Source organism: Vibrio sp. ArtGut-C1, from assembly GCF_002105475.1.
GTDB classification, from domain to species: Bacteria; Pseudomonadota; Gammaproteobacteria; order Enterobacterales; family Vibrionaceae; genus Vibrio; species Vibrio diabolicus.
The window spans coordinates 1-22,713 of sequence record NZ_NCTH01000018.1; the positions used below are offsets into that span (position 1 = coordinate 1).

19 protein-coding genes are annotated in these 22,713 nt (G+C 46.2%); 6 read left to right on the top strand and 13 right to left on the bottom strand.

The window, feature by feature from the left end; translation table 11 throughout:
* Nucleotides 1–59 precede the first annotated feature (59 nt).
* On the bottom strand, nucleotides 60–1,343 hold the full coding sequence (locus B7360_RS15420; RefSeq protein ID WP_085343921.1) for a hypothetical protein: 1,284 nt from the start codon (nucleotides 1,341–1,343) through the stop codon (nucleotides 60–62).
* Between the two features lie 279 nt (nucleotides 1,344–1,622).
* Complete coding sequence (locus B7360_RS15425; protein ID WP_085343922.1) at nucleotides 1,623–2,510, bottom strand: LysR family transcriptional regulator; 888 nt, start codon at nucleotides 2,508–2,510, stop codon at nucleotides 1,623–1,625.
* Between the two features lie 97 nt (nucleotides 2,511–2,607).
* On the opposite strand from B7360_RS15425, the gene budA reads away from it, so the two are divergent.
* Genes budA through B7360_RS15440 form a run of 3 tightly spaced genes read left to right on the top strand, consistent with a single transcriptional unit; the run spans nucleotide 2,608 to nucleotide 5,881 of the window.
* Complete coding sequence (budA, locus tag B7360_RS15430) at nucleotides 2,608–3,393, top strand: acetolactate decarboxylase (protein WP_101911904.1); 786 nt, start codon at nucleotides 2,608–2,610, stop codon at nucleotides 3,391–3,393.
* A gap of 29 nt (nucleotides 3,394–3,422) precedes the next feature.
* Complete coding sequence (gene alsS / locus B7360_RS15435; RefSeq protein ID WP_085343924.1) at nucleotides 3,423–5,126, top strand: acetolactate synthase AlsS; 1,704 nt, start codon at nucleotides 3,423–3,425, stop codon at nucleotides 5,124–5,126.
* Nucleotides 5,123–5,881, top strand: coding sequence for an SDR family NAD(P)-dependent oxidoreductase (locus B7360_RS15440; RefSeq protein ID WP_069549253.1), 759 nt, complete (start codon nucleotides 5,123–5,125; stop codon nucleotides 5,879–5,881). The genes alsS and B7360_RS15440 overlap by 4 nt, the downstream gene beginning before the upstream one ends.
* Before the next feature lie 90 nt (nucleotides 5,882–5,971).
* On the opposite strand, the gene B7360_RS15445 is transcribed toward B7360_RS15440, so the two are convergent.
* The 11 genes from B7360_RS15445 to B7360_RS15490 all read right to left on the bottom strand — a co-directional run bounded on the left by B7360_RS15445 (nucleotide 5,972) and on the right by B7360_RS15490 (nucleotide 18,776).
* Nucleotides 5,972–7,885, bottom strand: a complete 1,914-nt coding sequence (locus tag B7360_RS15445) for a BCCT family transporter (RefSeq protein WP_085343925.1) — start codon at nucleotides 7,883–7,885, stop codon at nucleotides 5,972–5,974.
* Nucleotides 7,886–8,035: 150 nt separating this feature from the next.
* Nucleotides 8,036–8,641 carry a methyltransferase domain-containing protein gene (locus B7360_RS15450; RefSeq protein ID WP_085343926.1) on the bottom strand — a complete coding sequence of 202 codons (606 nt, stop codon included), beginning with the start codon at nucleotides 8,639–8,641 and terminating at the stop codon, nucleotides 8,036–8,038.
* A 127-nt stretch (nucleotides 8,642–8,768) separates the two neighbouring features.
* Nucleotides 8,769–9,971, bottom strand: a complete 1,203-nt coding sequence (locus tag B7360_RS15455) for a phenylacetate--CoA ligase family protein (protein ID WP_085343927.1) — start codon at nucleotides 9,969–9,971, stop codon at nucleotides 8,769–8,771.
* 9 nt (nucleotides 9,972–9,980) lie between these two features.
* Nucleotides 9,981–10,802 carry an ABC transporter ATP-binding protein gene (locus B7360_RS15460; RefSeq protein WP_005392594.1) on the bottom strand — a complete coding sequence of 274 codons (822 nt, stop codon included), beginning with the start codon at nucleotides 10,800–10,802 and terminating at the stop codon, nucleotides 9,981–9,983.
* An 80-nt stretch (nucleotides 10,803–10,882) separates the two neighbouring features.
* Nucleotides 10,883–12,127, bottom strand: a complete 1,245-nt coding sequence (locus B7360_RS15465) for an ABC transporter substrate-binding protein (protein ID WP_006741059.1) — start codon at nucleotides 12,125–12,127, stop codon at nucleotides 10,883–10,885.
* 45 nt (nucleotides 12,128–12,172) lie between these two features.
* The gene (locus tag B7360_RS15470; protein ID WP_006741060.1) at nucleotides 12,173–13,240 is read right to left on the bottom strand and encodes a branched-chain amino acid ABC transporter permease; all 1,068 of its coding nucleotides are present in this window, start codon (nucleotides 13,238–13,240) and stop codon (nucleotides 12,173–12,175) included.
* Between the two features lie 11 nt (nucleotides 13,241–13,251).
* Nucleotides 13,252–14,145, bottom strand: coding sequence for a branched-chain amino acid ABC transporter permease (locus B7360_RS15475; RefSeq protein WP_005392598.1), 894 nt, complete (start codon nucleotides 14,143–14,145; stop codon nucleotides 13,252–13,254).
* Entirely contained in the window at nucleotides 14,145–15,221 is a 1,077-nt protein-coding gene (locus B7360_RS25260; protein WP_254048126.1) for an AMP-binding protein, read from the bottom strand. Before B7360_RS25260 ends, B7360_RS15475 begins: the two co-directional genes overlap by 1 nt.
* A 9-nt stretch (nucleotides 15,222–15,230) precedes the next feature.
* Nucleotides 15,231–16,097, bottom strand: a complete 867-nt coding sequence (locus B7360_RS25265; protein WP_254048127.1) for an AMP-binding protein — start codon at nucleotides 16,095–16,097, stop codon at nucleotides 15,231–15,233.
* Nucleotides 16,097–16,897 carry an ABC transporter ATP-binding protein gene (locus B7360_RS15485; protein ID WP_005392600.1) on the bottom strand — a complete coding sequence of 267 codons (801 nt, stop codon included), beginning with the start codon at nucleotides 16,895–16,897 and terminating at the stop codon, nucleotides 16,097–16,099. Before B7360_RS15485 ends, B7360_RS25265 begins: the two co-directional genes overlap by 1 nt.
* A gap of 241 nt (nucleotides 16,898–17,138) precedes the next feature.
* Entirely contained in the window at nucleotides 17,139–18,776 is a 1,638-nt protein-coding gene (locus B7360_RS15490; RefSeq protein WP_085343928.1) for an electron transfer flavoprotein-ubiquinone oxidoreductase, read from the bottom strand.
* Between the two features lie 156 nt (nucleotides 18,777–18,932).
* Here B7360_RS15490 and B7360_RS15495 point away from each other — a divergent pair, with 156 nt between their 5' ends.
* The 3 genes from B7360_RS15495 (at nucleotide 18,933) to B7360_RS15505 (ending at nucleotide 22,701) form a co-directional block, all read left to right on the top strand.
* Entirely contained in the window at nucleotides 18,933–19,685 is a 753-nt protein-coding gene (locus B7360_RS15495; protein ID WP_085343929.1) for an electron transfer flavoprotein subunit beta/FixA family protein, read from the top strand.
* Complete coding sequence (locus tag B7360_RS15500; RefSeq protein ID WP_085343930.1) at nucleotides 19,682–20,608, top strand: electron transfer flavoprotein subunit alpha/FixB family protein; 927 nt, start codon at nucleotides 19,682–19,684, stop codon at nucleotides 20,606–20,608. The genes B7360_RS15495 and B7360_RS15500 overlap by 4 nt, the downstream gene beginning before the upstream one ends.
* 86 nt (nucleotides 20,609–20,694) lie before the next feature.
* Nucleotides 20,695–22,701, top strand: coding sequence for an acetoacetate--CoA ligase (locus B7360_RS15505; protein ID WP_085343931.1), 2,007 nt, complete (start codon nucleotides 20,695–20,697; stop codon nucleotides 22,699–22,701).
* Nucleotides 22,702–22,713 lie beyond the last annotated feature (12 nt).

The following is a 22,713-nucleotide window of genomic DNA, read 5'->3' on the forward strand; positions in this document are numbered from 1 at the left end:
ATTGATGATTTAATTTCAATAAAATTGTAACAAAAAACAAAGCCTTATAAAACAGCACCTTAGGTCTTGTTACGTGTAACGTGGTATTTATAAAGCTTGATCGCAATGGCTCGGTCACTAAAGTTAAGAAGGCTATTTTTCTTTGTTAAATCAAGAAGCTTGCGTGACCAAGTATCGATCCTAGTTTCTGGAGTTTCCTCTATCACTTGTTCTTCTTTTCGCACAGGGGGTAACGGTGGAACAACAGGTAACATCAGCTCAACTGAAGTATCTTCTGACGTTTTTTCTTCTCGTGTAGCTTCTACGGTTGAGAGTGGTTTTATCGCTTGCGCTCTCGCTTGAGCAATATCAATGACCATCACAAACTGTTTTTCATGTTCTTCTGATAGCAATTCTCGAGCATGCTCTCTCGACTGCTCAAAAGTAATTGGAGAGTCACTAGTAACTAAAGTCGTTTCAAACAACACTAAATCACGGTTATCTATCCGTTTTCTTACATCCTGCGGGTCATCATTTGTTAAGATAGGTAATCTTTCATCAATAAGCCAAGCACCCGCAAAAGCATGACCTTCCGTGATTGCCACGACAGGATTCAAACCCATTGCTTCGATACAACTAGCAAACAACACAGACAAATCCAAACAAGCCGCCATTCTGGAATTACTAATATCAGAAGGCAACCTAACGCGCTGACCCAATTTCGCAAACCCCTTAGGCGGGCTTACATAAGCTAGCTTTTCTTGAAAAATTACGTTCCACAAAGCTGCGATCATTAGGTACGGCTTTTCACGTGTATTCGACTGATAGCCATCGACAGAGCGCCCATAGCCACCTTTTTCAAGAACTTGTGTAACCTTGTGAATAAGAGATTCAACATATACACCGTTTGGCTTGACAAATGCACCTAACAGAGCTGGTTGACGTATCTCTCCGCCCCAATAATCAGCAGGCAGAACATCAAGAGGAACTTTACACTCTTTGAGTACCTCCCCATCGTCACTCATCAATTTAAAAAACAAAGATAGTTTTACTTCTTCAGTTAACCCAAACAGCTTATCAAAGGGAAACTGTAACTCTTTTACTTTTAAACTTACTACCTCACCAGGCTCTAAGCGATCAATATGCCATGATGTTTCATCTAGCCAGCCTTCAACTCCTTCGAGTTTAAGAACAAGCGACCGATATGTGGGGGATTCTTGTTCCTCTTTTTTAGGGTAACTCACTCGGATAGACTTAATTATTGGATAAGAGTTTTGCTGAGCAGCAAGTGAAAAAGTCGGAGTAATATCAATATCTAATTCAATGCCGTTAATTAATGTCTCTTGGACACTTGTATCTAACACTTTCAATTCCTTCCAGCTGGCTGACATATGAAACTGAGTTAACTTTTACTCTCTCAATACATTCAAGTCTAACTGGAATTTAAAATTCTATGATTATTGATGGGTCATACAGTAAATATTGATAAAATAATATCTATTTAAACAGCTCTAACGTGAAACAAATCACAATGAAAATATTATACGGCTTATTAAATGTATATCGTATTTGGATCACCAAAGAACAAAAACGTTTATAAAACGAAGCCTTTTGATCAAGCGGTGTTGAGCTAATGATTTGGCCTAAAGCAGAGCCTCAACATGACCGATGTTCATGGCTACTTTCAACGCTTGTTTATTGAGATTAGATGCCTCCCAAGCAACAACAACACGACTAGTGAGAGGGACATCATCAATCTCGGCGACTGTCGCAGAATCATCGAGATGTTCAGCCAGTGAACGCGGAACGAGAGCAATACCTAACCCAGCCTGCGCCATGGCAATCGTCGTACGAAGTTGCGGTGCTGCAAATTGTGGTTCGAGTCTTACTCCTGCGTCGGCAAAAAGTGTGCTCATGCCATCAAACAATGCAGGTCCAGTCTCTCGTGGAAACAGTAAAATTTTATGGTCTCTCAACTGTTTCATCTGGATACAGGGATACTTTGCCAGCTCGTGCCCCGCCGGAATCACCGCGACAAACGGATCGTTAAACAACACAGTGCGCTCAAAAGGCTCACTGGCGTAGCAGGGTAGCCGCATGATTGCGAGATCAAGTTGTTTGCTTTTTAACTGAGCGGCAAGCTCTGGCATTGACAGTTCCGCCGTCTGTAAGTGAACCCCATCCTCTTGAATTCGCCCCACCCTCTCTAATACCTTAATGCAAGTTGATGTTGACGTTGCGAACCCGATTTTAACCTGCGTATTTTCACCACGGGCAATCTGTCGAGCTTTTGCTTTAGCGCGTTCCACATCAGCAAGAATATTTACCGCATCCGTATAAAAGACTTGCCCTGCATGGGTCAGCTCTACTCCTCTAGACAAGCGCTTAAATAGGTCCACACCAAGCTCGTGCTCTAACTTTTTGATTTGTTGACTTAAAGGAGGTTGCGCAATCCCTAGCTGTTCAGCGGCTCGGGTAAAGTGACGAGTCTCGGCGACCGCGACAAAATACTTCAGGTAGCGAAATTCCATATATTTTCCATATCAAAATAAATCTTTTTTATATTGGATTTAGCACCGTGTAGAAGTCAATCTAAATATACTCTTCATTGCATAACTGGTCTTACTCATGCGTGGATTTTATAACCCTCTATGTGCTTGTTCGCTTGAAGTAGCGAAAGAATTTTCTGAATACCATCACGTTACCGGAGATGGTGAGATTTATCAGACTTCGTTGATGAGTGCTTTGATCGCTGGTGTTTACGAAGGCTCAACAACCATAGAAGAACTGCTGAAACATGGGGATTTTGGTTTAGGTACGTTCAATGAATTGGATGGTGAGTTGATTGCGTTTGATAAGGAAGTTTTTCAACTCAAGTCGGATGGCTCCGCAAACCCGGCAGACCTGGCGCAAAAAACGCCCTTTGCTGTCATGACTTTTTTTAAGCCTGATATCGAGCTGCCACTAACATCGCGCATGTCACGTCATGAAGTCCATAGCCTCATAGACGACCTGGTTCCAAGCGATAACCTATTTTGCGCAGTGCGCATTGATGGCGTTTTCGATTCAGTCCGTACTCGCACCGTACCTAAACAAACACGCCCTTATCGGCCAATGCTTGAAGTGGTCAAAGAACAACCAACATTCCGCTTCACGCATAAGCAAGGCGTGGTCGCCGGCTTTCGCAGTCCTAAATATACGACTGGCATCAATGTACCCGGCTATCACGAACACTTTATTACCGATGACCGCCAAGGAGGTGGTCATATTCAGGATTACAGCATTTCGTCAGGGTTCCTCCAGATTGGCAAAGTCTCGCGGCTAGTGATTGATACCCCGGTATCGACAGACTTCCTCAGTGCCAATTTGGCTCAGGAAGATATAAATACCGCCATAGAAAAGGCGGAAAAGTAACAAAGTCAGGCAAATAATAAGGACAACAAATGCAATCCAAACCTTCAAATAAAAATGGAGCTCAGTTGATCGCTCAACAGCTAGAGTCTCTCGGCATTAAGTACATTTTCGGTATTCCCGGTGCAAAAATCGATCGACTATTCGATGCGATTGAAGACACTAACATCCAAATGATTCCGGTACGTCACGAGGCTAACGGCGCGTTTATGGCGGGCGTTATGGGAAGACTAACTGGCAAAGCAGGCGTCACAATGGTTACGTCAGGTCCAGGCTGTGGAAATCTAGTTACGGGGGTGGCAACAGCAAACTCCGAAGGCGATCCGCTGATTGCTATCGGTGGTGCGGTGAAACGAACTGACCAGCAAAAACAAACACACCAGAGCATGGATACCGTCAGTATTTTTCGCTCTATAACCAAGTTCAGTGCTGAAGTGCAGCATGTAGATGCCGCAAACGAGATCATGGCGAACGCATTTCGTATCGCAGAGTCAGGTCGTCCTGGGGCTTGCTTTTTGAGTCTCCCCCAAGATGTTTTATCCGAGCAAACCCAAACGGACATTATTGTCCCCTCACCTTACACACAGCCTGGTTGCGCAGACATCGCAGCAATCGAAGAAGCGGTCAGTCGAATCAGTAAAGCAAAGCGCTGTGTGGTTTTACTTGGCCTTCACGCGAGCCGCAGTCAAAACGCTGCTGCTATCGCTCGGTTTCTTCAAAATACGCAGCTACCCGTTGTCGGCACTTACCAGGCCGCCGGCACAGTAGACATCAATTACTATCATCACTTTGCTGGGCGTGTCGGTTTGTTTAATAACCAACCTGGCGATGTTTTACTGCGGGACGCCGATTTAATTCTCACCATCGGCTTTAGCCCAATAGAGTATGACCCTGAGCTTTGGAACAGCCACCGCAACCCAGTGATTCACCTCGATATTGAACCAGCAGAATACCAACTTAATTATCAACCTTGTGTTGAAATCGTCGGAAACATTGCGCAGTCATTAGACAAAATGGGCAGCTATATCTCTGAATATACTCGCCTTTCCCCAACGGCACTTTCAGTACTGGAAGAGGTAGCACTGCAACGGCAAGTGATCAAGACCTATCCCAATGTCTATAACAAGCAAGGGTTTCATCCACTGGCGCTAATTAAAGCCATGCAATCTATCATCACACCAGATACCACGCTATGCCTTGATATGGGGAGCTTCCACATCTGGATCGCTCGTTACTTAAGTTGTTTTCGAGCTCGCCAAATGCTGGTGTCTAACGGCCAACAAACAATGGGCGTTGCACTACCATGGGCCATTGGTGCCAGCCTACTAAAACCAGGTAGCAAAGTGGTATCGATATCAGGAGACGGCGGTTTTATGCAATCGAGCATGGAGTTAGAAACCGCGGTTAGACTGAACTGCAATATCCTCCATATTGTGTGGGTTGATAACGCCTACAACATGGTAGAAATGCAAGAGGTCAACAAATATCAGCGCTGCTCTGGTGTGAAATTTGGACCAATTGATTTCAAGGCGTACGCCGAATCATTTGGCGCGAAAGGCTTCGCAGTGACTAGTCAACACGAATTACTACCGACATTGAATAAAGCCATGGATGTTGAAGGACCAGCAGTGGTGGCTATCCCCGTAGATTACAGCGACAACGACAAACTGATGTTGCCGCGCACAGAGAAAAATCAAGATCCCGTTTTTGTAAGTTTCGAAGGAGAAATCGCATGAGAGGATTAAAAAATAAAGTCGCACTCGTCACTGGTTCTGCCAATGGTATTGGTTTGGCCATCGCAAAACGTTTGTATGAAGAAGGCGCAAACGTCGCTCTTGCCGATTGGAATGAAGAGCAGTTGGCAAACGCCGTTGAGAGCTTTGATAAACAGCGCGTGTCTGCGCATTCCATTGATGTTTCTGATCCAGATAAAGTCGCAGCACTGATTTCTGATGTTGTTACCCGTTTCGGTAAACTGGATATTTTAGTAAACAATGCTGGCGTACATGTCCCAGGTTCCGTGATTGAAGGTAGTGTGGAAGACTGGAAGAAGATCTCTGGTGTAAACATTGACGGCGTCGTTTATTGCGCGAAGTTTGCGTTACCTGAACTCTTAAAAACGAAAGGTTGTATGGTGAATACCGCGTCCGTTTCTGGTTTGGGTGGTGACTGGGGTGCCGCATTCTATTGCGCGAGTAAAGGCGCTGTGGTCAACCTTACTAGAGCGATGGCATTGGACCATGGTGCGGAGGGTGTAAGAATTAACGCCGTATGCCCAAGCTTAGTAAAAACCAACATGACGAACGGCTGGCCGCAGGAAATCCGCGATAAATTCAATGAGCGCATTGCGCTCGGTCGAGCCGCCGAACCTGAAGAAATTGCGTCTGTCGTGACTTTCTTGGCAAGTGATGACGCATCTTTCATTAATGGCGTAAACCTACCTGTAGACGGCGGTGCCACCGCATCAGATGGTCAACCTAAAATAGTATAAGCATTAACACTGACTGAGCAGAATTTTTAACTGTAAGGTATCCACGCCAAAAAAGAGCCGAGTTTGTACTCGGCTCTTGTGTGTCTGTTCTTAAGCCTGCGACGTTGCTAAACCTGCCGACGCGCCGCCTAATAACACATGATTAAACTCCATTCGAGATTCTTGGGCTTGCTCAGACAGTTCTTGCTTCTTCTGCTGAGCCAACTCAAGCGCTTCGGTTAACTGCTGTAACTCTGCTTGCATCTCTTCTGGTAAATGATGGTCCGAAAACCCAGATTCACTGCTGTGTTCTAAGGCAAATGCGCGAATTCTCTTACGCATGGCCATCAGTGCTGCCATTGCTTCGCGCTCTTCTTCTGCCGCCTGTTGAGCTAAATCTTTAAAGCGCTCGAATTTCGCCAAAGCCATTCCCTCTGTTGACCAAGGGTCAATTTCCGGCAGTTCTTCAATGTTAATGGTTGGCTCTTCGTATTCTGCTTGATGTTTAATATCTAGGCTCGCCGCGCGAACAAAGGACACCATCAACATCACCGAGATAACTAACAACGGTAAACCTCCCACGATCGCAGCGGTTTGTAATGTCGATAAACCTCCCATGAACATTAAAACGGTTGGCAGAAAAGACAAAGTAAACGCCCAGAACAAACGGTTCCAGCGCATCGGTTCTTCCGTCACATCATTTTGAACCACAGACGCAAGAATGTACGAGATAGAGTCAAACGACGTCGCCGTAAAAATGATACACAACAGTGTAAAAACACCAATAACGATTGGCCCTAACGGTAGTGTATCTAACGTTGCAAAAATAGCCGCCGGTGCGCCTGATTCGTTGAGGATTGCGATGACATCAAGCTCACCCGTCAATTGCAACGATAAACCGTAGTTACCTAAAACAATGAAGAATAAGAAACAACCTAAAGAACCGTAAAATATAGAACCTACGACCATCTGTTTGATCGTTCTTCCACGCGAGATACGCGCAACAAACAATCCCATGCAAGGAGCAAAGACCAACCACCATGCCCAGTAGAAAATAGTCCAGTCTTGCGGGAAGTGTGTATCTGTAAACTCACCATAACCACCAAACGGCTCCGCCCAGGTAGCCATAACAAAGAAGTTAGACAACATACGACCAATAGAATCTAAGCCTGTTTCTAACATGAACACGGTTGGCCCAACGGCGAGTACAAAGAGTAACAAGCCCATCGCCCCCCAGAAGTTAATGTTACTAAGGAATTTGATCCCCTTCTCAAGCCCTGCATACGCGGAGTAACCAAAAATCGCAGTACAGAGAAGTAATACAGCCACTTGGCTGAAGGTATTGTTTGGAAGACCGAAGATATGATGTAGACCACCGTTGATAAGAGGCGCCGCCAAGCCAAGCGTAGTCGCCGCGCCGCCAAGCATACCAAAGATAAACAGCACATCGATAAGTTTGCCAATAGCGCCGTTTGAGCGTTTTTCACCTAATACCGGCATCAAAGCACTGGAGATTTTCAAAACCGGTTGCTTACGCACATAAAAGAAATAGGCGATTGGTAAAGCAGGAATAAGATAAATCGACCAAGCTACGGGGCCCCAGTGAAACAGACCATACGTCGCGGCCCAGCGAATGGCTTCTTCACTGCCTGCTTCTAACTGAAATGGTGGAGATTGATAGTAGTAAGCCCACTCGATACACCCCCAGTACAGAATGCTGGCGCCAATGCCACCACAAAACAACATTGCCGCCCATGATGCATTGCTAAATTCAGGCTGCTCGTCGGCTTCACCAAGTTTAATTTGGCCAAGATCGCTGAATATCGTATAGATCATAAAACACATTGCCGCGATACCCAGTGCGAGGTATAAAACACCAAGCTTATCAGTCATGAAAAATTTGGCTGAAGCTATCCAATCCGCACCTTGTGTGGGAAATAAAATTAAAGGTATAACGACGCTGAGTAAAAGAAAGAGTGAGCCTAAGAAGGTAGGCTTATCGATGAGAGAAAATGATTTGTCCATATTATATATCCTTATGTTTTCAACGGACATGATCTACATTTCTCACAACTTCGCCAATTCACAACACTTATCGTTACCATAAGAATAATTGTCTTTAAAATATGCATTATGTAACGCTGATTTTGTATTCATTATTTGATGCCATAGCGTTTAAATGCGGCAGCTTTTCTGCCACACCATCCAGCGCTCTCTACCTTTAAAAACCTCAACACTGTTTGCCTCCACTGAGGATTCCAAAAGCTTAAACTCCGGTTCTAGATAACCCTCCAACTCCCCACTTCGCAAACAAAATGGAGGGAAGCGAGAGTGGTAATCATCATCTATAACGAAATAACCAATTAACAAACCGTCTCTTGGCAGCAATTTATCCACCATAGCAAAGTAATCTGGCCACTGGTCTCTCGGTAGTGCAGCAAGAAAGGCACGCTCGTAAATCACATCAAATGAGTGCGTAAAGTCGGCGTTAAATACATCCCCTAGCACGACTTTACCTTTGTGCTTGCCTAACGTCGATTGCGCCATTTTTACTGCTTGTTGGCTGTAATCCATCGCGATCACATCATGCCCATATTGAATAAAAGAGCTGAGTTCATAAGCAGCGCCACAGCCAGGGATAAATACAGACTGACCGCTATTAAGCGCTTTTTCTAGGTAAGCTTTTAGCTCTTGAGGTGTGGTTTTGGCATCCCATGGCATAGTGCCTTGGGTAAACAAATTATCCCAAAACTGTTGATTGATGGTCGGTGCCTGCTTCATTTATCGCCCTCCTGATTGTACTGGCACAAAAAAGAAAGGGATACGCAGCACAATGTGGTATCCCCCTCTCCTAGCCTTTGATTTTTACGTTGTTAGCTTTTTTATAACTGCGGTTTACAATGACGGATTAACTGCGCAAGTCATTGATTAACGGCTGTTCGGTCTGATTGGACACGAACTGGACATTGCCTTTCAGTTTGGTGACAGACTGGAGTGTCGCTTGAATGTCCTCTGCCGAGACATGAACATCATGACAGCAGAAAGTAATGGTATCGTTGAAGCCATCACGCTCAATTTTCAAAGAACCTTTAATATCGTGGCGACGACAGACTTCTTGGATCTGATGCGGATAAACAAACAGGCCTTTCACTTTCACCGCTGAGTCCGCACGCCCCATCCAGCCTTTAATTCGCGCATTCGTGCGTGGCGAATCCGAGCCCGTTTCTAGGTATGCCGATAAATCTCCCGTTGCGTAGCGAATCAGCGGAAACTTCTCATCGAGCGATGTCACGACCACTTCGCCTACTTCTCCCGGTTGTACAGGAATGCCATCAGGATTAACGATTTCAACGATAATATCTTCGGCAATCACCAAGCCTTGCTCGCCTGTGACTTGATAAGCAATCAAACCAAGCTCAGCACTTGCGTAGGCTTGAGAGACTGCAATGCCTTTGTCCGCAAACGCCTGTTGCATGTCTGCAGTGACTGCTTCACCAGAGACTAGCGCTTTGGTAAAACTCGGCGACTCACCATATTTCTCTTGGTACTTTTGTAGCAACGTCAGCAAGTAAGAAGGCGTGCCCGTATAACCCGTTGGCTGCAGCTGTTTAATCGCTTCAATTTGTGCTTCGGTATTCCCGACACCCGCCGGAAATACCGCGCAGCCACAAGCTCTTGCGCCACCATCCATAATAAATCCACCAGGCGAGAAATGATAAGAGAGCGTGTTATGCACTAAATCGCCCGCACTAAATCCAGCCGCGTGAAACGCGCGCCCCATACGCCAGAAATCCACCTCATCCGTTTGTGCCTCATACAACGGCCCCGGTGATTGGAATACACGCGCCATCTGACCAATCGCAACACTATTTAAACCACCAAACGGCGGTTTAAGTTGCTGCTGGTTTGGAATATTGAATTTGCGCGTAATTGGAAACTGGGTAAGCCCTTCACGATTATTCGCCAATGTAGGATCTAACTCAGCAAAATGCGCCGCATAATGTTCGCTGTTGGCTTTTGCATTTTCAATCAACGTTGGCAGACGTTGAAACAGCGATTCTTCTCGTGCCTGCGGAGATAACGATTCTTTCGCATCAAATAGTTCGTTCATCCTTGCTCCTTATAACCAACGCTTACGACGTTTGTAAGATTTCAGATTCTTGAAGCTCTTGCGATCTTCATCGCCGCCGCCAAGGTAGAACTCTTTCACATCTTCATTGTTTAGCAGTTCGTGCTTGCTGCCATCCAGTACGATTTTGCCTGATTCCATGATGTAACCGTAATCGGCCGCTTGAAGGGCAAAGTTGGCATTCTGCTCAACCAAAAGCATGGTAATGCCTTGATCTTTATTAATCTTGTTAATAATGCTGAACACCTCCTTCACCAACAGCGGCGAAAGCCCCATCGAAGGTTCATCCAACAAGATCATTTTTGGACGAGCCATCAGTGCACGACCAATCGCTAGCATTTGCTGCTCACCACCTGACAAATAACCCGCTAGACCGGTGCGCTCTTTAAGGCGAGGGAAATAATCAAACACCATTTCGATGTCTTGCTCGACTTCGTTGTCCGTACGCGTGTAAGCCCCTAAGCGAAGATTTTCTATTACCGTCATGTCTTCAACAATTCGGCGCCCTTCCATCACTTGGAAGATGCCCGAACGGACGATCTCTTCCGGGCTTTTGTTGTCTATGCGCTCGCCCATGAAGTTGATTTCACCGCGCGTCACTTCACCATCTTCGGTTTTCAACAAACCAGAAATAGCTTTTAACGTCGTGGATTTACCCGCACCGTTGGCGCCCAGTAAGGTCACAATCTGCCCTTTTGGAACTTCTAAGCTCACACCGCGAAGTACTAGTATTACTTCGTCGTAGACGACTTCAATGTTGTTCACTGAAAGCAGTATTTCTGCCGGTTCGATATTCGTTGCTAATTCAGCCATCAAGCTACTCCTTGCTAGGGTGAGAGTGTTCTCTCACCCATCCTTATTTTCAGTAAGCTTTGTTATTAATAAGTCGTCGATTAGTAACCTAGCCAATCGTCACGACGTGACAATGTCACTTGAGACACTTTCTTAATATCGACTGCGCCGCCGTTGTTGTTACCCATAAACACGTTCACGGTTGTTGTGCCACGGTGATCTTCCGGCTTCCAGTTCGCAGGTACACAAACACCTTCTAAGCCTTGTGGGACCCAGTTGTCATGGACATACATGCCCTTCTTGATGTTTTCACCCGTAATGCCACCGTTGTCTTTCGCCCACTCCATCGCTTCTTTCATGTAGAACGCAGAACAAATGCCGCGAATGTAGTGGTGAGTTCTAAACTCGCCCGGCTCTGATTCAGACTGCTTAGAAATCTCACGAACCAGTTTCATGCCTTCGTTATCGTCTCCCCAAAACGCCGTCATGCCAGGGAAAACATAATCTTTAAGGCCGTCACCCGCCGCTTCAAGTACTGGTTTGTCACCGCCCCAAATGTTCGCCATGTACTGGAACTCTGTACCAACCGTGTTACAAGACTTCACGAGTGAGATAACCGAGCTACCGATATTGGCAATGTAACCGTAGTTAGTGCCAGACTCTTTCAGCGACAGACATTGCGCTTTGAAGTCCCCAGGTTTTAGTGACACAACGACTGGGTTTTGCACCTCAAAACCAAGCTCTTCTGCATATTCTGCACACGCTTCTTTTGGCGCATTCGGGAATGGGTGGTTATCCCCGATGTGGGTAAATTTTGGCGCACCTTGGTTGCCCTTTGATTCCCAGTCTTCTTTCGCCCACTTCACTAGTGCACGACACGCATCTGAGTACGACGCACCATAGAAGAAGTTATAAGGCGCTGGTTTCGCGGTTTTTGGGTTCTTGCCGGTTGGGTCCGTTAAGTGACCTGAATAAGAGGCAGAGAACACTGGCACTTTGTCTTTGGTCACAAACGAGATGAGTGCTTCGGTATCTGCCGTGCCCCAACCTTGTAGCGCAACCATGTCTTTACGCGCCACCCAACGTTTGTAGTTGGAAATGGCTACTGGCACTTTATACGCCATGTCTACCGTTTCAAATTCGAGCTCAGTACCGTTAATGCCACCGTTTTGGTTGATCCAGCGTAATGCGTCTCGCACACCAGAACCATAAGGCTTACTCACGTAGGCTGTTGGTCCAGAAAAGTCGACCAATTGCCCGACAAATACAGAGTCTTTTGCCCAAGTGGCGGTAGTAAACAGTGCCGAAGATAGCACCAACGTTGTCGCTAAATGTCCTTTGTTCATAACTCGTTGTCCTTGTTATTGAGGTATATTCCACTTAATTACACGTTAATAAGAAAACGGATAGTGTTTCCAATATGCTCGAATCTGTTGCCAGCGATGCGATAACCCTTGAGGTTCGAAAATAAGGAACAGCATGATGACCAAGCCGATCGCCATTTCTTTGAAGTAAGCAAGCCCATCAACGAACGAAGTGTTATTGCTAAACGCAGCCAACCCCGTCACGCCAAACTCCAACACTTCTGGCAGTAATACGATAAATATCGTGCCCATCAATGTGCCTTTGACGGAACCCAAGCCACCAATGATGATCATTGCCAAGAACTGGATAGACATCATGATGGTGAAACCTTCTGCTGATACGAACCCTAAATAATGCCCGTAGAGTGCACCCCCGATGCCTGCATAGAACGCACACACACCAAATGAGAGCAGACGATACTTGGTTAGGTTGATACCCATGATTTCTGCCGACAGGTAGTGATCTCGTACCGAGACAAACGCGCGACCATCACGAGAACGGATCAAGTTCGATGCCCACATGTACATAAAGATCAGCGCAAACAGAGCAATGTAGAAGAAGCTTTCATCGGTCGTAAACTCAAAGCCAAACAGATTGATAGGGTTTGCACCAGCACCATATGAGCCGCCACTGAACCAGTCTGCACGAGCAAAGAAGTCCTCTAAAATAAACTGCGCAGCCAAAGTCGCAATCGCGAGATATAAGCCTTTAATTCGCGCAGCCGGCAGACCAAACAGCATCCCGACAATCATGGTTAAGTAACCCGCAAGCGGAATCGCAAACACGACTGGAATATTGAACTGGTTATTCAGCCAAGCCGATGCAAAGGCACCAAAGCCAAAGAACGCACCGTGACCTAGGGAAATTTGTCCGGTAAAACCAACCAGAATGTTTAAACCCAGCGCCGCGATACCGAGATACGCAATCTGAATAAACAGGTTAAGAAAATAGATATCCAATACCAAAGGCGCAGCCAACATGGCGATGACACCTGCAATCGCTAGGCTTCTAATGGTTTTGGTTTCAAAAATTGGCGTATCACTTTTGTATGTGGTTCGAAAATCCCCACATGGGCGCATGCTAAGTTGAGCCATGTTATTTCTCCTTAAATACGCTCGATATCTTTGGTACCAAACAGGCCGTATGGCTTGAAGGCAAGAATGATTAACAGCACATAGAATGGTGCGATGTTGTACAGGTTACCCACTTGCAGGTATTGGCTATCAAAAAACTCAGCTAAGTTCTCTAGCACCCCGATGGTGATACCACCGACAATCGCGCCGACTACAGAATCTAAGCCACCCAAAATAACGGCTGGAAAAACTTTGATACCAATAATGGATAGCGCGTCAGATACGCCGTTAACGATCCCGATAACAATCCCTGCTGTTGCAGATACCATTGCCGAAATAGCCCAACTGATGGCGAACACTTTCTTGATGGAAATGCCAAGACTCTGGGCTACTTGCTGGTTAAATGCCGTTGCGCGCATTGCCAGACCCATTTTGCTGAATTTGAAGAACCAGTAGAACGCGCCCATGATGAGCATCGAGAAGATCAAACTCAGAATGTAAGCGAACTCAACGTTCAAACCACCAATATTCACCACGTTTGTTTCGAACACTTGCGGATACGATACAGCCGAGACACCAAATATCCATTTCATCAATGCTTGGAAGAACATAGACAGACCGATGGTCACCATGATCACAGAGATAATCGGTTCACCAATTAACGGTCTGAGCACAATGGTTTGCACGGCGATACCGAACACCATCATGAACGCAAGCGTGAGTAAAAAGCCGATAAAAAATGGCAGTTGCAGATGAACAAGCGCCGCCCAGCATACCCATGCACCAATCAGCAAGAACTCGCCCTGAGCGAAGTTGACCACCTGAGTTGATTTGTAAATCAGAACAAAGCACATGGCGACCACGCCATACAACATGCCAACGATCACGCCATTAATGACGAGTTGCAGTAATAAATCCGTATTCACTATGCGATCCTCCGTTGTTCGCTATCCACCAGTGTTGACTCATGTTCAATAAGCGTTTCAATCACTAGCGACGTTTGAATGCGTGTTTTGGTGCCATCCTGATAAGTGATCACCGTATCCACATCGACTTTTGGCTCGTCGCTGTAGATGGTTTCGATGATGTCTCCGTATTTCTCCGCAACCACGCCACGGCGTACTTTACGCGTACGAGTTAGCTCGCCATCGTCGGCATCCAACTCTTTGTAAAGCAGGATGAATTTGCTGATCTTCTGTGCATCCGGTAGGGATTCGTTCACTTTCAGCACTTCTTCACGAATCGCTTGATACACTTCTGGTTGAGCAGACAAGTTGGTGTAGTTAGTGAACGCTAAGCCACGCTGCTCTGCCCACTTCGCGACGATCGCGTAGCGAATACAGATGATGGCGGATAGCCAAGGTCGACCTTTGCCCACCACTACGGCTTCTGCAATAAACGGCGAGAACTTGAGTTTGTTTTCAATAAACTGCGGAGAGTAGCGGTCACCATGGCTGGTTTCCGACATGTCTTTCAGACGATCAATCACCACCAAGTGACCAGAGTCTTTAAAGTAACCCGCATCACCGGTGTGCATCCAACCGTCTTGTACGTCTTCGTCATACGCTTCCTGATTGTTCAGGTAGCCAGTAAACATGCCCGTACTTTTCGCGATGATCTCGCCCACACCATTGCTGTCTGGGTTGATGACTTTTACTTCGGCATTGTCAAACGCGACGCCGACCGAATCATAATCCACGTCATCCGCTTGGTGGACGGTGTACGCACCACACATTTCGGTTTGACCATAAAGCTGTTTGAGTGGCACGCCGATCGCTTGCAGATAACGGAACGTATCCGGTCCCATTGCCGCACCGCCGGTTGCCGCAGATGTCAGGTTCGAAAACCCTAAACGGTCACGCAGAGCACGCAGAAGAATCCATTCAGCCAACTTAGAGCGTTTACCCTGCTCCAGCGCTTTGTTTGCTAAGCTCATGCCCAGTTTGTACATCTTCTGCTTAAACGGTGTGGAATCCATCATTCGCGCAGACACGTCTGCCACGATGTTTTCTCATACACGCGGCGCAAGCAGCACGAAGTTCGGCCCGATCTCCCGCAGGTCAGACATCATGGTTTCCTGCTCTTCCACAAAGTTAACGATTTGACGCGAAATCAACGCCTGACCGACCACGTACACCTGCTCCATAATCCAAGGCAAAGGCAGAACAGAAACGTAGTTGTCGCCCGGGGAGCGCGGGTCTGCACGCAAATAAGCTGCACAGTGATCCAAAAAAGTGCCGCTGTGTAGCTGGGCCAATTTTGGTTTGGAAGTCGTACCCGAAGTAGTACAAAGAATTGAAAGATCGCTGCCTTTGGTTGCCGCAACCATATTCAAATATTTATCCGGATCCGCTTTGTCGATCTGTTGACCTTTTTTGTATACCTTTTCAACGTCGATAAGTCTTGGGTCGTCGTACTTACGCATCCCTCGCGGGTCGCAGTAGATAATGAATTCTACGCTTGGGATCTCATCACCGAGCTCAAGGAGTTTGTCACATTGTTCTTCATCTTCTGCAACCACGACTTTTGCTTTGGCATAGTTAATGAGGTACGCCACCTCTTCGTGCATGGAATCCTGATAGATACCGAGCGAGTAACCTTTGATCGCATGTGCGGCCAACTCGCCCCATACCCATTCCGGGCGGTTATCACCCAGCAAACCAACCACGTCTTGCTCACCAACACCTAAATCTTGCAGTGCCAGAGACATCCACTTCACTCGGTTTTCATAATCTTGCCAAGTGAACTCTCGCCAAATACCAAACTCCTTTTCACGCATTGCGACTTGCTCTGGCCAGTGCTTGGCATTGTGCTGCAACACTTTTGGAAAGGTATCTAAGCTGGTTATATCCGCCCAATCATTATGTTGCTGTGCCATTATGCACTCTCCTCTAATGTCGGTAGCTCTTCGCCTAAGTACGCTTGTTTCACATGTGGGTTGGCCATCACTTCTTCGGGCTCACCCATGGCAATGTGTTTACCGAAATCCAACACCAATACGCGGTTAGAAATATCCATAACCACACCCATATCGTGCTCGATCATGATGATGGTGATGTCTAATTCTTCGTTCAGATCCATGATGTAACGCGCCATGTCTTCCTTTTCTTCCAAGTTCATGCCTGCCATAGGTTCATCAAGCAACAGCAACTTAGGTTTTAAGGCGATAGCACGAGCGAGTTCTACACGTTTACGTAAACCGTAAGACAGTGTGCCTGCGGTCGCTTTGCGGATATGCTGAATTTCGAGAAAATCGATCACGTCTTCCACGTACTTGCGGTGCGCCATCTCTTCTTTCTGCGCGTTAGAGAACCAGTAAAGTGGCCCCGTGACGAAGTTGTTTTTCAGTAGGTGGTGTCGGCCAACCATAATGTTGTCGAGTACCGACATATGAGAAAAGAGTGCTAAGTTCTGGAAGGTCCTTCCCAACCCTAACTCAGCTCGTTGGCTAGGTGTTCGTTTGGTTACATCATCTCCAGCGAAGATTACAGAGCCTTTGTTTGGTGTGTATCGACCAGAGATGCAATTGAGCATTGAGGTTTTACCTGCACCGTTTGGACCAATGATTGAAAAGATTTCCTTTTCATTCACATGGAAGCTCACGTCAGTTAGAGCTTTCACCCCACCAAAAGCCAATGAAATATCGTTTACCTGCAACAGAGGCGATTCCGATACCATAGTTGATCTCCCTTTCGTTATTTAAGTGCGTTCCATTGAGCACTATTTGATCAAACCTAACTTTGATACTGGTAACCGCTTTTACACCTATGCATCAACTTTGTATTCAGTTTACGTAAACGTCAATTTAAAATCAGAATAGTGCTTGAAAGATTAAGTTGCAATCGAGTTCATCGAGAAAGATTTGAACTAACGCAAACTTTAAGTAAATAAATTGTTAATAAAAATTATTCTCAGACGACTACATATTCGGATAGTTAGGGCCACCACCACCTTCCGGCGGTGTCCAAGTAATATTTTGACTTGGATCTTTGATGTCGCAGGTCTTACAGTGGATACAGTTCGCCGCATTTATTCGTAGCTCTGGCTGCTGATCCCCTTGTACGATTTCATAAACGCCAGCCGGGCAATAGCGCTGTGCTGGCTCTGCATATAATTCAAGATTCTGCTCGATGGGAATGCGCTGGTTCGCCAAACGTAAGTGGCACGGCTGATCTTCCTCATGGAAGATATTGGATAGATAAACAGAAGAGAGGCGATCGAAACTTAACACGCCATCAGGCTTCGGATAGACAATTTCATTGCTGTTTTCCGCCAATAACAGAGACTGATGATCAGGCTTGTCACAGCGGATATGCCACTTAGCTTTACCTTTTAATACGTTATGTTCCAGCAGCGCTAAAGCACCGCCCAGCCACGATCCAAAGCGGTGAATGCCACTTGAGAAGTTACGTGCTTGACAAAGCTCTTCATACAACCAAGACTGTTTGAAATGCTTTTGATAATCAGCAGTAACTGACTGACTCTCAAGGGCTTCACATACTGCTTCGGCGGCAAGCATGCCAGATTTCATTGCGGTGTGAGTGCCTTTGACTTTAGCGCCGTTAAGCGTTCCTGCATCACAGCCAATCAACAAGCCACCAGCAAACTGTTGCGTGGGAAGCGAATGGAAACCGCCCTTGGTGATCGCTCTTGCGCCATAACTAATGCGTTTACCATTTTTGAGGTATTGCTCAATCAACGGGTGATGTTTAAAACGCTGAAATTCATCGAATGGACTCAAGTGCGGATTCTTATAGTTCAAGTCAACAATCAACCCGACGGCAACTTGGTTTCCCTCTAAATGGTAGAGGTAACTGCCACCTGCAGCTTCGTTTGATAACGGCCAGCCTAAGCCGTGAACCACTAACCCTTGTTGATGCTGCTCTGGTGGTATTTCCCACAACTCTTTAAAGCCGATAGCGTAATGTTGAGGCGTTTTATCTTCAGCAAGATTAAATCGATTAATCAACTGCTTACCAATATGACCCCGCGCGCCTTCAGCAAATAAAGTAAACTTCGCTCGCAGTTCAATACCAGGTTCGAAATTTCCTTTTTGTTCACCATTTTTGTCCAATCCCATATCGCCCGTGATCACGCCACAAACGCGGTTGTCTTCATCGATGATGGCTTGACTGGCGGTAAAACCTGGGTAGATCTCCACCCCTAAGTTCTCAGCCTGCAACACCATCCATCGGCATAGACTGCCCAAACTTATAATGTAATTACCGTCGTTATGTAACGTATTAGGCACTGCCCAAGAAGGTAGTTCATGACCATTGATTTCATTGCCTAGATAGTAGGTTTTATCTTGGTTTACTTTGGTATTGAGCGGTGCGCCTTTTTCCTGCCAATCTGGAAACAGTTCATCCAAACTGCGCGTTTCAAACACCGCACCCGATAAAATATGCGCTCCAACTTCAGAGCCTTTTTCTACCACGCAAACAGAGAGGTCTTGTTCTTTCTCTGCGGCTAACTGTTTGATTCGGCATGCCGCAGACAAACCTGCGGGACCAGCGCCTACAATCAGAACATCAAATTCCATGCAGTCTCTTTCCATGATTGCATTCCTTTTTCTTTGCATGTTGCCAACTTGTTAAGCAACAATATATTTAAAGTTGACGCAAACGTAAAGGTAAATTAACATCATTTTAAAGACGTCATCACATCGTCTTCACTGTAAACACATAGTCTTCACTGTAAAAAGGAATCTAACGTGAAAATACTAGTGCCAATCAAAAGGGTCATTGATCCCTACGTTAAAGTTCGTGTGAAAGCGGACCATAGCGATGTTGAAACCAATAACGTCAAGATGACGATTAATCCATTTTGCGAAATAGCCGTTGAAGAAGCCGTACGACTAAAAGAGCAAGGTATTGCAGATGAAGTCATCGTTGTCAGTGCTGGCGGTAGCCAATGTCAGGAGCAACTACGTACTGCGCTTGCGTTAGGTGCCGATCGCGCTATTCATGTCGATACTGAAGACAAAATAGAGCCATTAGTCGTCGCTAAGCTGCTCAAAGCTCTGGTCGAGCAAGAACAAGCACAGCTTGTGATTACGGGTAAACAGTCGATTGATACCGACAACAACCAAGTGGCTCAGATGTTGGCAGCCCTACTTGACTGGCCTCAAGCAACTTTCGCTTCAGACGTGAAGATAGAAGATCAAAAAGTTCAGGTCGTGAGAGAAGTGGACGGCGGCTTGATGACGGTCGCGATGAACTTACCTGCGGTGATCAGTACTGACTTACGCCTGAATGAACCGCGTTTTGCCTCTTTGCCTAATATCATGAAAGCTAAGCGCAAGCCGTTAGATACAATCATACCTGACAGTCTGGGTGTTGAAGTGGTATTTAGCCAAACCATTCAAGAAGTCACACCGCCAGCGCAAAGAAAAGGTGGCATCAAGGTTGAATCTGTCTCAGAGCTTCTCGATAAGCTACGTAACGAAGCGAAGGTGATTTCATGAAGAACTTAATCATAGCAGAACATGACAATAACCAATTGCATGCGGACACACTCAAAGTGGTTAATGCAGCAAAACAAGTCAGCCAAGACAATGTTTTGATCGTAGTGGGCCACCAGTGTGAAGAAGTCGCTCAGCAAGCCTGTCGCGTTGATGGTATATCAAATGTAATTTGTGTCGATGATGAGCAACTTAAGCATCAATTTGCCGAGAGTATCGCACCTATTGTGGTGAGTATTGCTGAAGGTTTTGACGCAATCTGGGCTAGCTCATCATCAAAAGGGAAAGATCTTGCACCGCGAATAGCAGCGAAGTTCGGCGTTGGGCAAATCTCCGATATTGTCCAAGTTATCGATGAAAACACTTTTATCCGCCCTATTTACGCAGGAAACGCATTTGCCAAAGTGACCACCAGCGACAAGGTTCGCGTCGTCACCGTGCGCGCGTCTGCGTTTGAGCCGGTTACTTGTCACAACCAAGCTGATATTAAGCCTCAGCAGGTCACTATCTCAGACCCAATGGTTGAATTGGTTTCTGTTGATAAAACCGTGTCAGAGCGGCCTGAATTAAGCGCGGCAGAGGTGGTTGTGTCAGGTGGACGCGGGGTCGGTAGCAAAGAGAACTTCGCGTTGATCGAACAAGTTGCCGATAAACTAGGTGCTGCCATTGGCGCTTCTCGCGCGGCGGTTGATGCCGGGTTTGTTGCCAACGACTTACAAGTGGGTCAAACCGGTAAAATCGTTGCGCCTAAGCTTTATATAGCGGTTGGGATTTCCGGTGCCATCCAGCATCTTGCAGGAATGAAGGAATCCAAAGTGATTGTCGCGATCAACAAAGATCCAGAATCTCCTATCTTTGAAGTTGCCGACTATGGATTGGTTGGTGATTTATTTGAGGTACTACCTCAGCTTGCCGAACAACTTTAAACGATCAGATAAGGGGCGAACACTGCTATGTTCGCCCCTTTATTTTGTTTTGGTCATATTCAAAAGAATTGAAATTTGAGGGACCTATGCCAAATTCTGCACCTATTTGGTCACCATCTGCTGAGCGCGTCAGCAATAGCAACTTATTACGGTTCATTGAAAAGGTTAATAAAGACAAAGCCGAAGGTGCCGTAATCAACAATTACACGTCTCTACACCAGTGGTCCATTGACCACAATGACGAATTTTGGCGACATACCTGGCATTTCTGTAACGTCATTGGAAATATTGGCTCGCAAGTCAAAAGCCTTGGTGCTCCCAAGTGGACACAGACAGATTCTACTCAGAGCCATGTCAATAGGGACACCGTATGGTTTGCTGACGCCACGCTTAACTACGCAGAGAATCTCCTCTCTCAGGCCGAACAAACACCTGAGCGTGAGTTTATCGTTTTTACTAATGAACGCGGTGAACACAAGCAGCTCACTGGTACACAGTTGCTCGAACAAGTGTCTGTCATTCAGCAATGGCTACTCAATTGTGGTGTTGGCAAAGGCGATGTCGTTGCGGGTTATTTGCCCTACCTTCCAGAAACCGTTATTGCCATGCTGGCCACCACCAGTCTTGGTGCCATTTGGACTTCAACCTCGCCTGATTTTGGTATCGATAGCGTCGTAGAGCGTTTTGGCCAGGTCAAGCCGAAAGTTCTTTTTTGCTGTGATGGCTACCAGTTCGGAGGCAAAGCTTTCGATATGACGGACAAGAACACCACTCTTAGTAGCAAGCTAAGCAGTGTCTCCGAAGACGCAACCATTAGCGTATGCCAAATCGAATATTTACAAAACGCTGAGAGTGCTAACACTTCTGACTTTGTGCATTGGTCTGATATGGCTCACCACTTTTCTCCACAATCAATTCAATATCAATCAACACTGTTTAATGACCCGTTATTCATTTTGTATTCTTCTGGCACAACGGGGCAACCTAAGTGTATTGTCCATTCCGTGGGCGGTACCTTGCTCAATCACCTCAAAGAACATCAACTACATTGCGATATCAAACCAAAAGACAAGGTTTTCTACTACACAACATGTGGCTGGATGATGTGGAACTGGCATGTTTCAGCACTTGCGAGTGGTGCTACCTTAGTGATTTACGATGGTAGTCCGGTTTACCCTGATCATTCCGTCTTATGGCGATTAGCGGAAGAACATAGCGTGTCACTGTTTGGTACGTCAGCGAAATACTTAGAGGCACTGGAGCATGCGAGTTACTCTCCCAAGTCAGAACATGACCTGAAATCACTCACAACCCTGTGTTCGACTGGTTCGGTGCTTTACCCAGAACAATTTAATTATGTCTATCAGCACATCAAGCAGGACTTGCATCTCGCTTCTATCGCTGGCGGCACGGATATTTGCGGGTGCTTTGTACTTGGAAACCCTATCTCACCAGTTTACAAAGGCGAATGCCAAGGTTCAGGGCTTGGAATCGACGTGCGTGTTTTGGACGACGAGGGAAAAACCATTACACCGCAACGCGGCGAACTGACTTGCAATAACTCACTACCTAACTTCCCTATTGGGTTTTGGCACGACAACGGCGAGCGCTATCACAACGCTTATTGGAGCAAGTTTACCGATATCTGGCACCATGGCGACGATGTGATGCAAACCGAACATGGCGGCTTTATTTTTTATGGCCGTAGCGATGCGACATTGAATCCAGGCGGCGTACGAATCGGCACCGCTGAGATCTACCAGCAAGTGAACGCGTTACCCGAGGTCGAGGACTCCATCGCCGTCGGCAAGTTAAACCAGCAGTCTGAAGAAATCTGGTTACTAGTAAAACTCGCTCACGAGGTCGAGTTAACCCAACAACTCACCGATTCAATTCGCCAAACACTAAAATCAAAATGTTCACCACGCCATGTGCCACGCCAAATTTTTGCTATCAGTGATATTCCTAAAACGCGCTCAGGAAAACTGGTTGAACTAGCCGTGAAACAACTGGTGAACGGGCAAGCTGTAAAAAATATTGGTGCTATTGCTAACCCAGAAGTTCTGGAAGAAATTAGCCAGCTGAATCAATAGTGACAATTGGTT

Excerpts from the sequence above, each read along its gene's own strand:
- B7360_RS15425 (WP_085343922.1), bottom strand. The coding sequence starts at position 2,510 with ATGGAATTTCGCTACCTGAAGTATTTTGTCGCGGTCGCCGAGACTCGT.
- budA (WP_101911904.1), top strand. The coding sequence starts at position 2,608 with ATGCGTGGATTTTATAACCCTCTATGTGCTTGTTCGCTTGAAGTAGCG.
- alsS (WP_085343924.1), top strand. The coding sequence starts at position 3,423 with ATGCAATCCAAACCTTCAAATAAAAATGGAGCTCAGTTGATCGCTCAA.
- B7360_RS15440 (WP_069549253.1), top strand. The coding sequence starts at position 5,123 with ATGAGAGGATTAAAAAATAAAGTCGCACTCGTCACTGGTTCTGCCAAT.
- B7360_RS15445 (WP_085343925.1), bottom strand. The coding sequence starts at position 7,885 with ATGGACAAATCATTTTCTCTCATCGATAAGCCTACCTTCTTAGGCTCA.
- B7360_RS15450 (WP_085343926.1), bottom strand. The coding sequence starts at position 8,641 with ATGAAGCAGGCACCGACCATCAATCAACAGTTTTGGGATAATTTGTTT.
- B7360_RS15455 (WP_085343927.1), bottom strand. The coding sequence starts at position 9,971 with ATGAACGAACTATTTGATGCGAAAGAATCGTTATCTCCGCAGGCACGA.
- B7360_RS15460 (WP_005392594.1), bottom strand. The coding sequence starts at position 10,802 with ATGGCTGAATTAGCAACGAATATCGAACCGGCAGAAATACTGCTTTCA.
- B7360_RS15465 (WP_006741059.1), bottom strand. The coding sequence starts at position 12,127 with ATGAACAAAGGACATTTAGCGACAACGTTGGTGCTATCTTCGGCACTG.
- B7360_RS15470 (WP_006741060.1), bottom strand. The coding sequence starts at position 13,240 with ATGGCTCAACTTAGCATGCGCCCATGTGGGGATTTTCGAACCACATAC.
- B7360_RS25265 (WP_254048127.1), bottom strand. The coding sequence starts at position 16,097 with ATGGCACAGCAACATAATGATTGGGCGGATATAACCAGCTTAGATACC.
- B7360_RS15485 (WP_005392600.1), bottom strand. The coding sequence starts at position 16,897 with ATGGTATCGGAATCGCCTCTGTTGCAGGTAAACGATATTTCATTGGCT.
- B7360_RS15490 (WP_085343928.1), bottom strand. The coding sequence starts at position 18,776 with ATGGAAAGAGACTGCATGGAATTTGATGTTCTGATTGTAGGCGCTGGT.
- B7360_RS15500 (WP_085343930.1), top strand. The coding sequence starts at position 19,682 with ATGAAGAACTTAATCATAGCAGAACATGACAATAACCAATTGCATGCG.
- B7360_RS15505 (WP_085343931.1), top strand. The coding sequence starts at position 20,695 with ATGCCAAATTCTGCACCTATTTGGTCACCATCTGCTGAGCGCGTCAGC.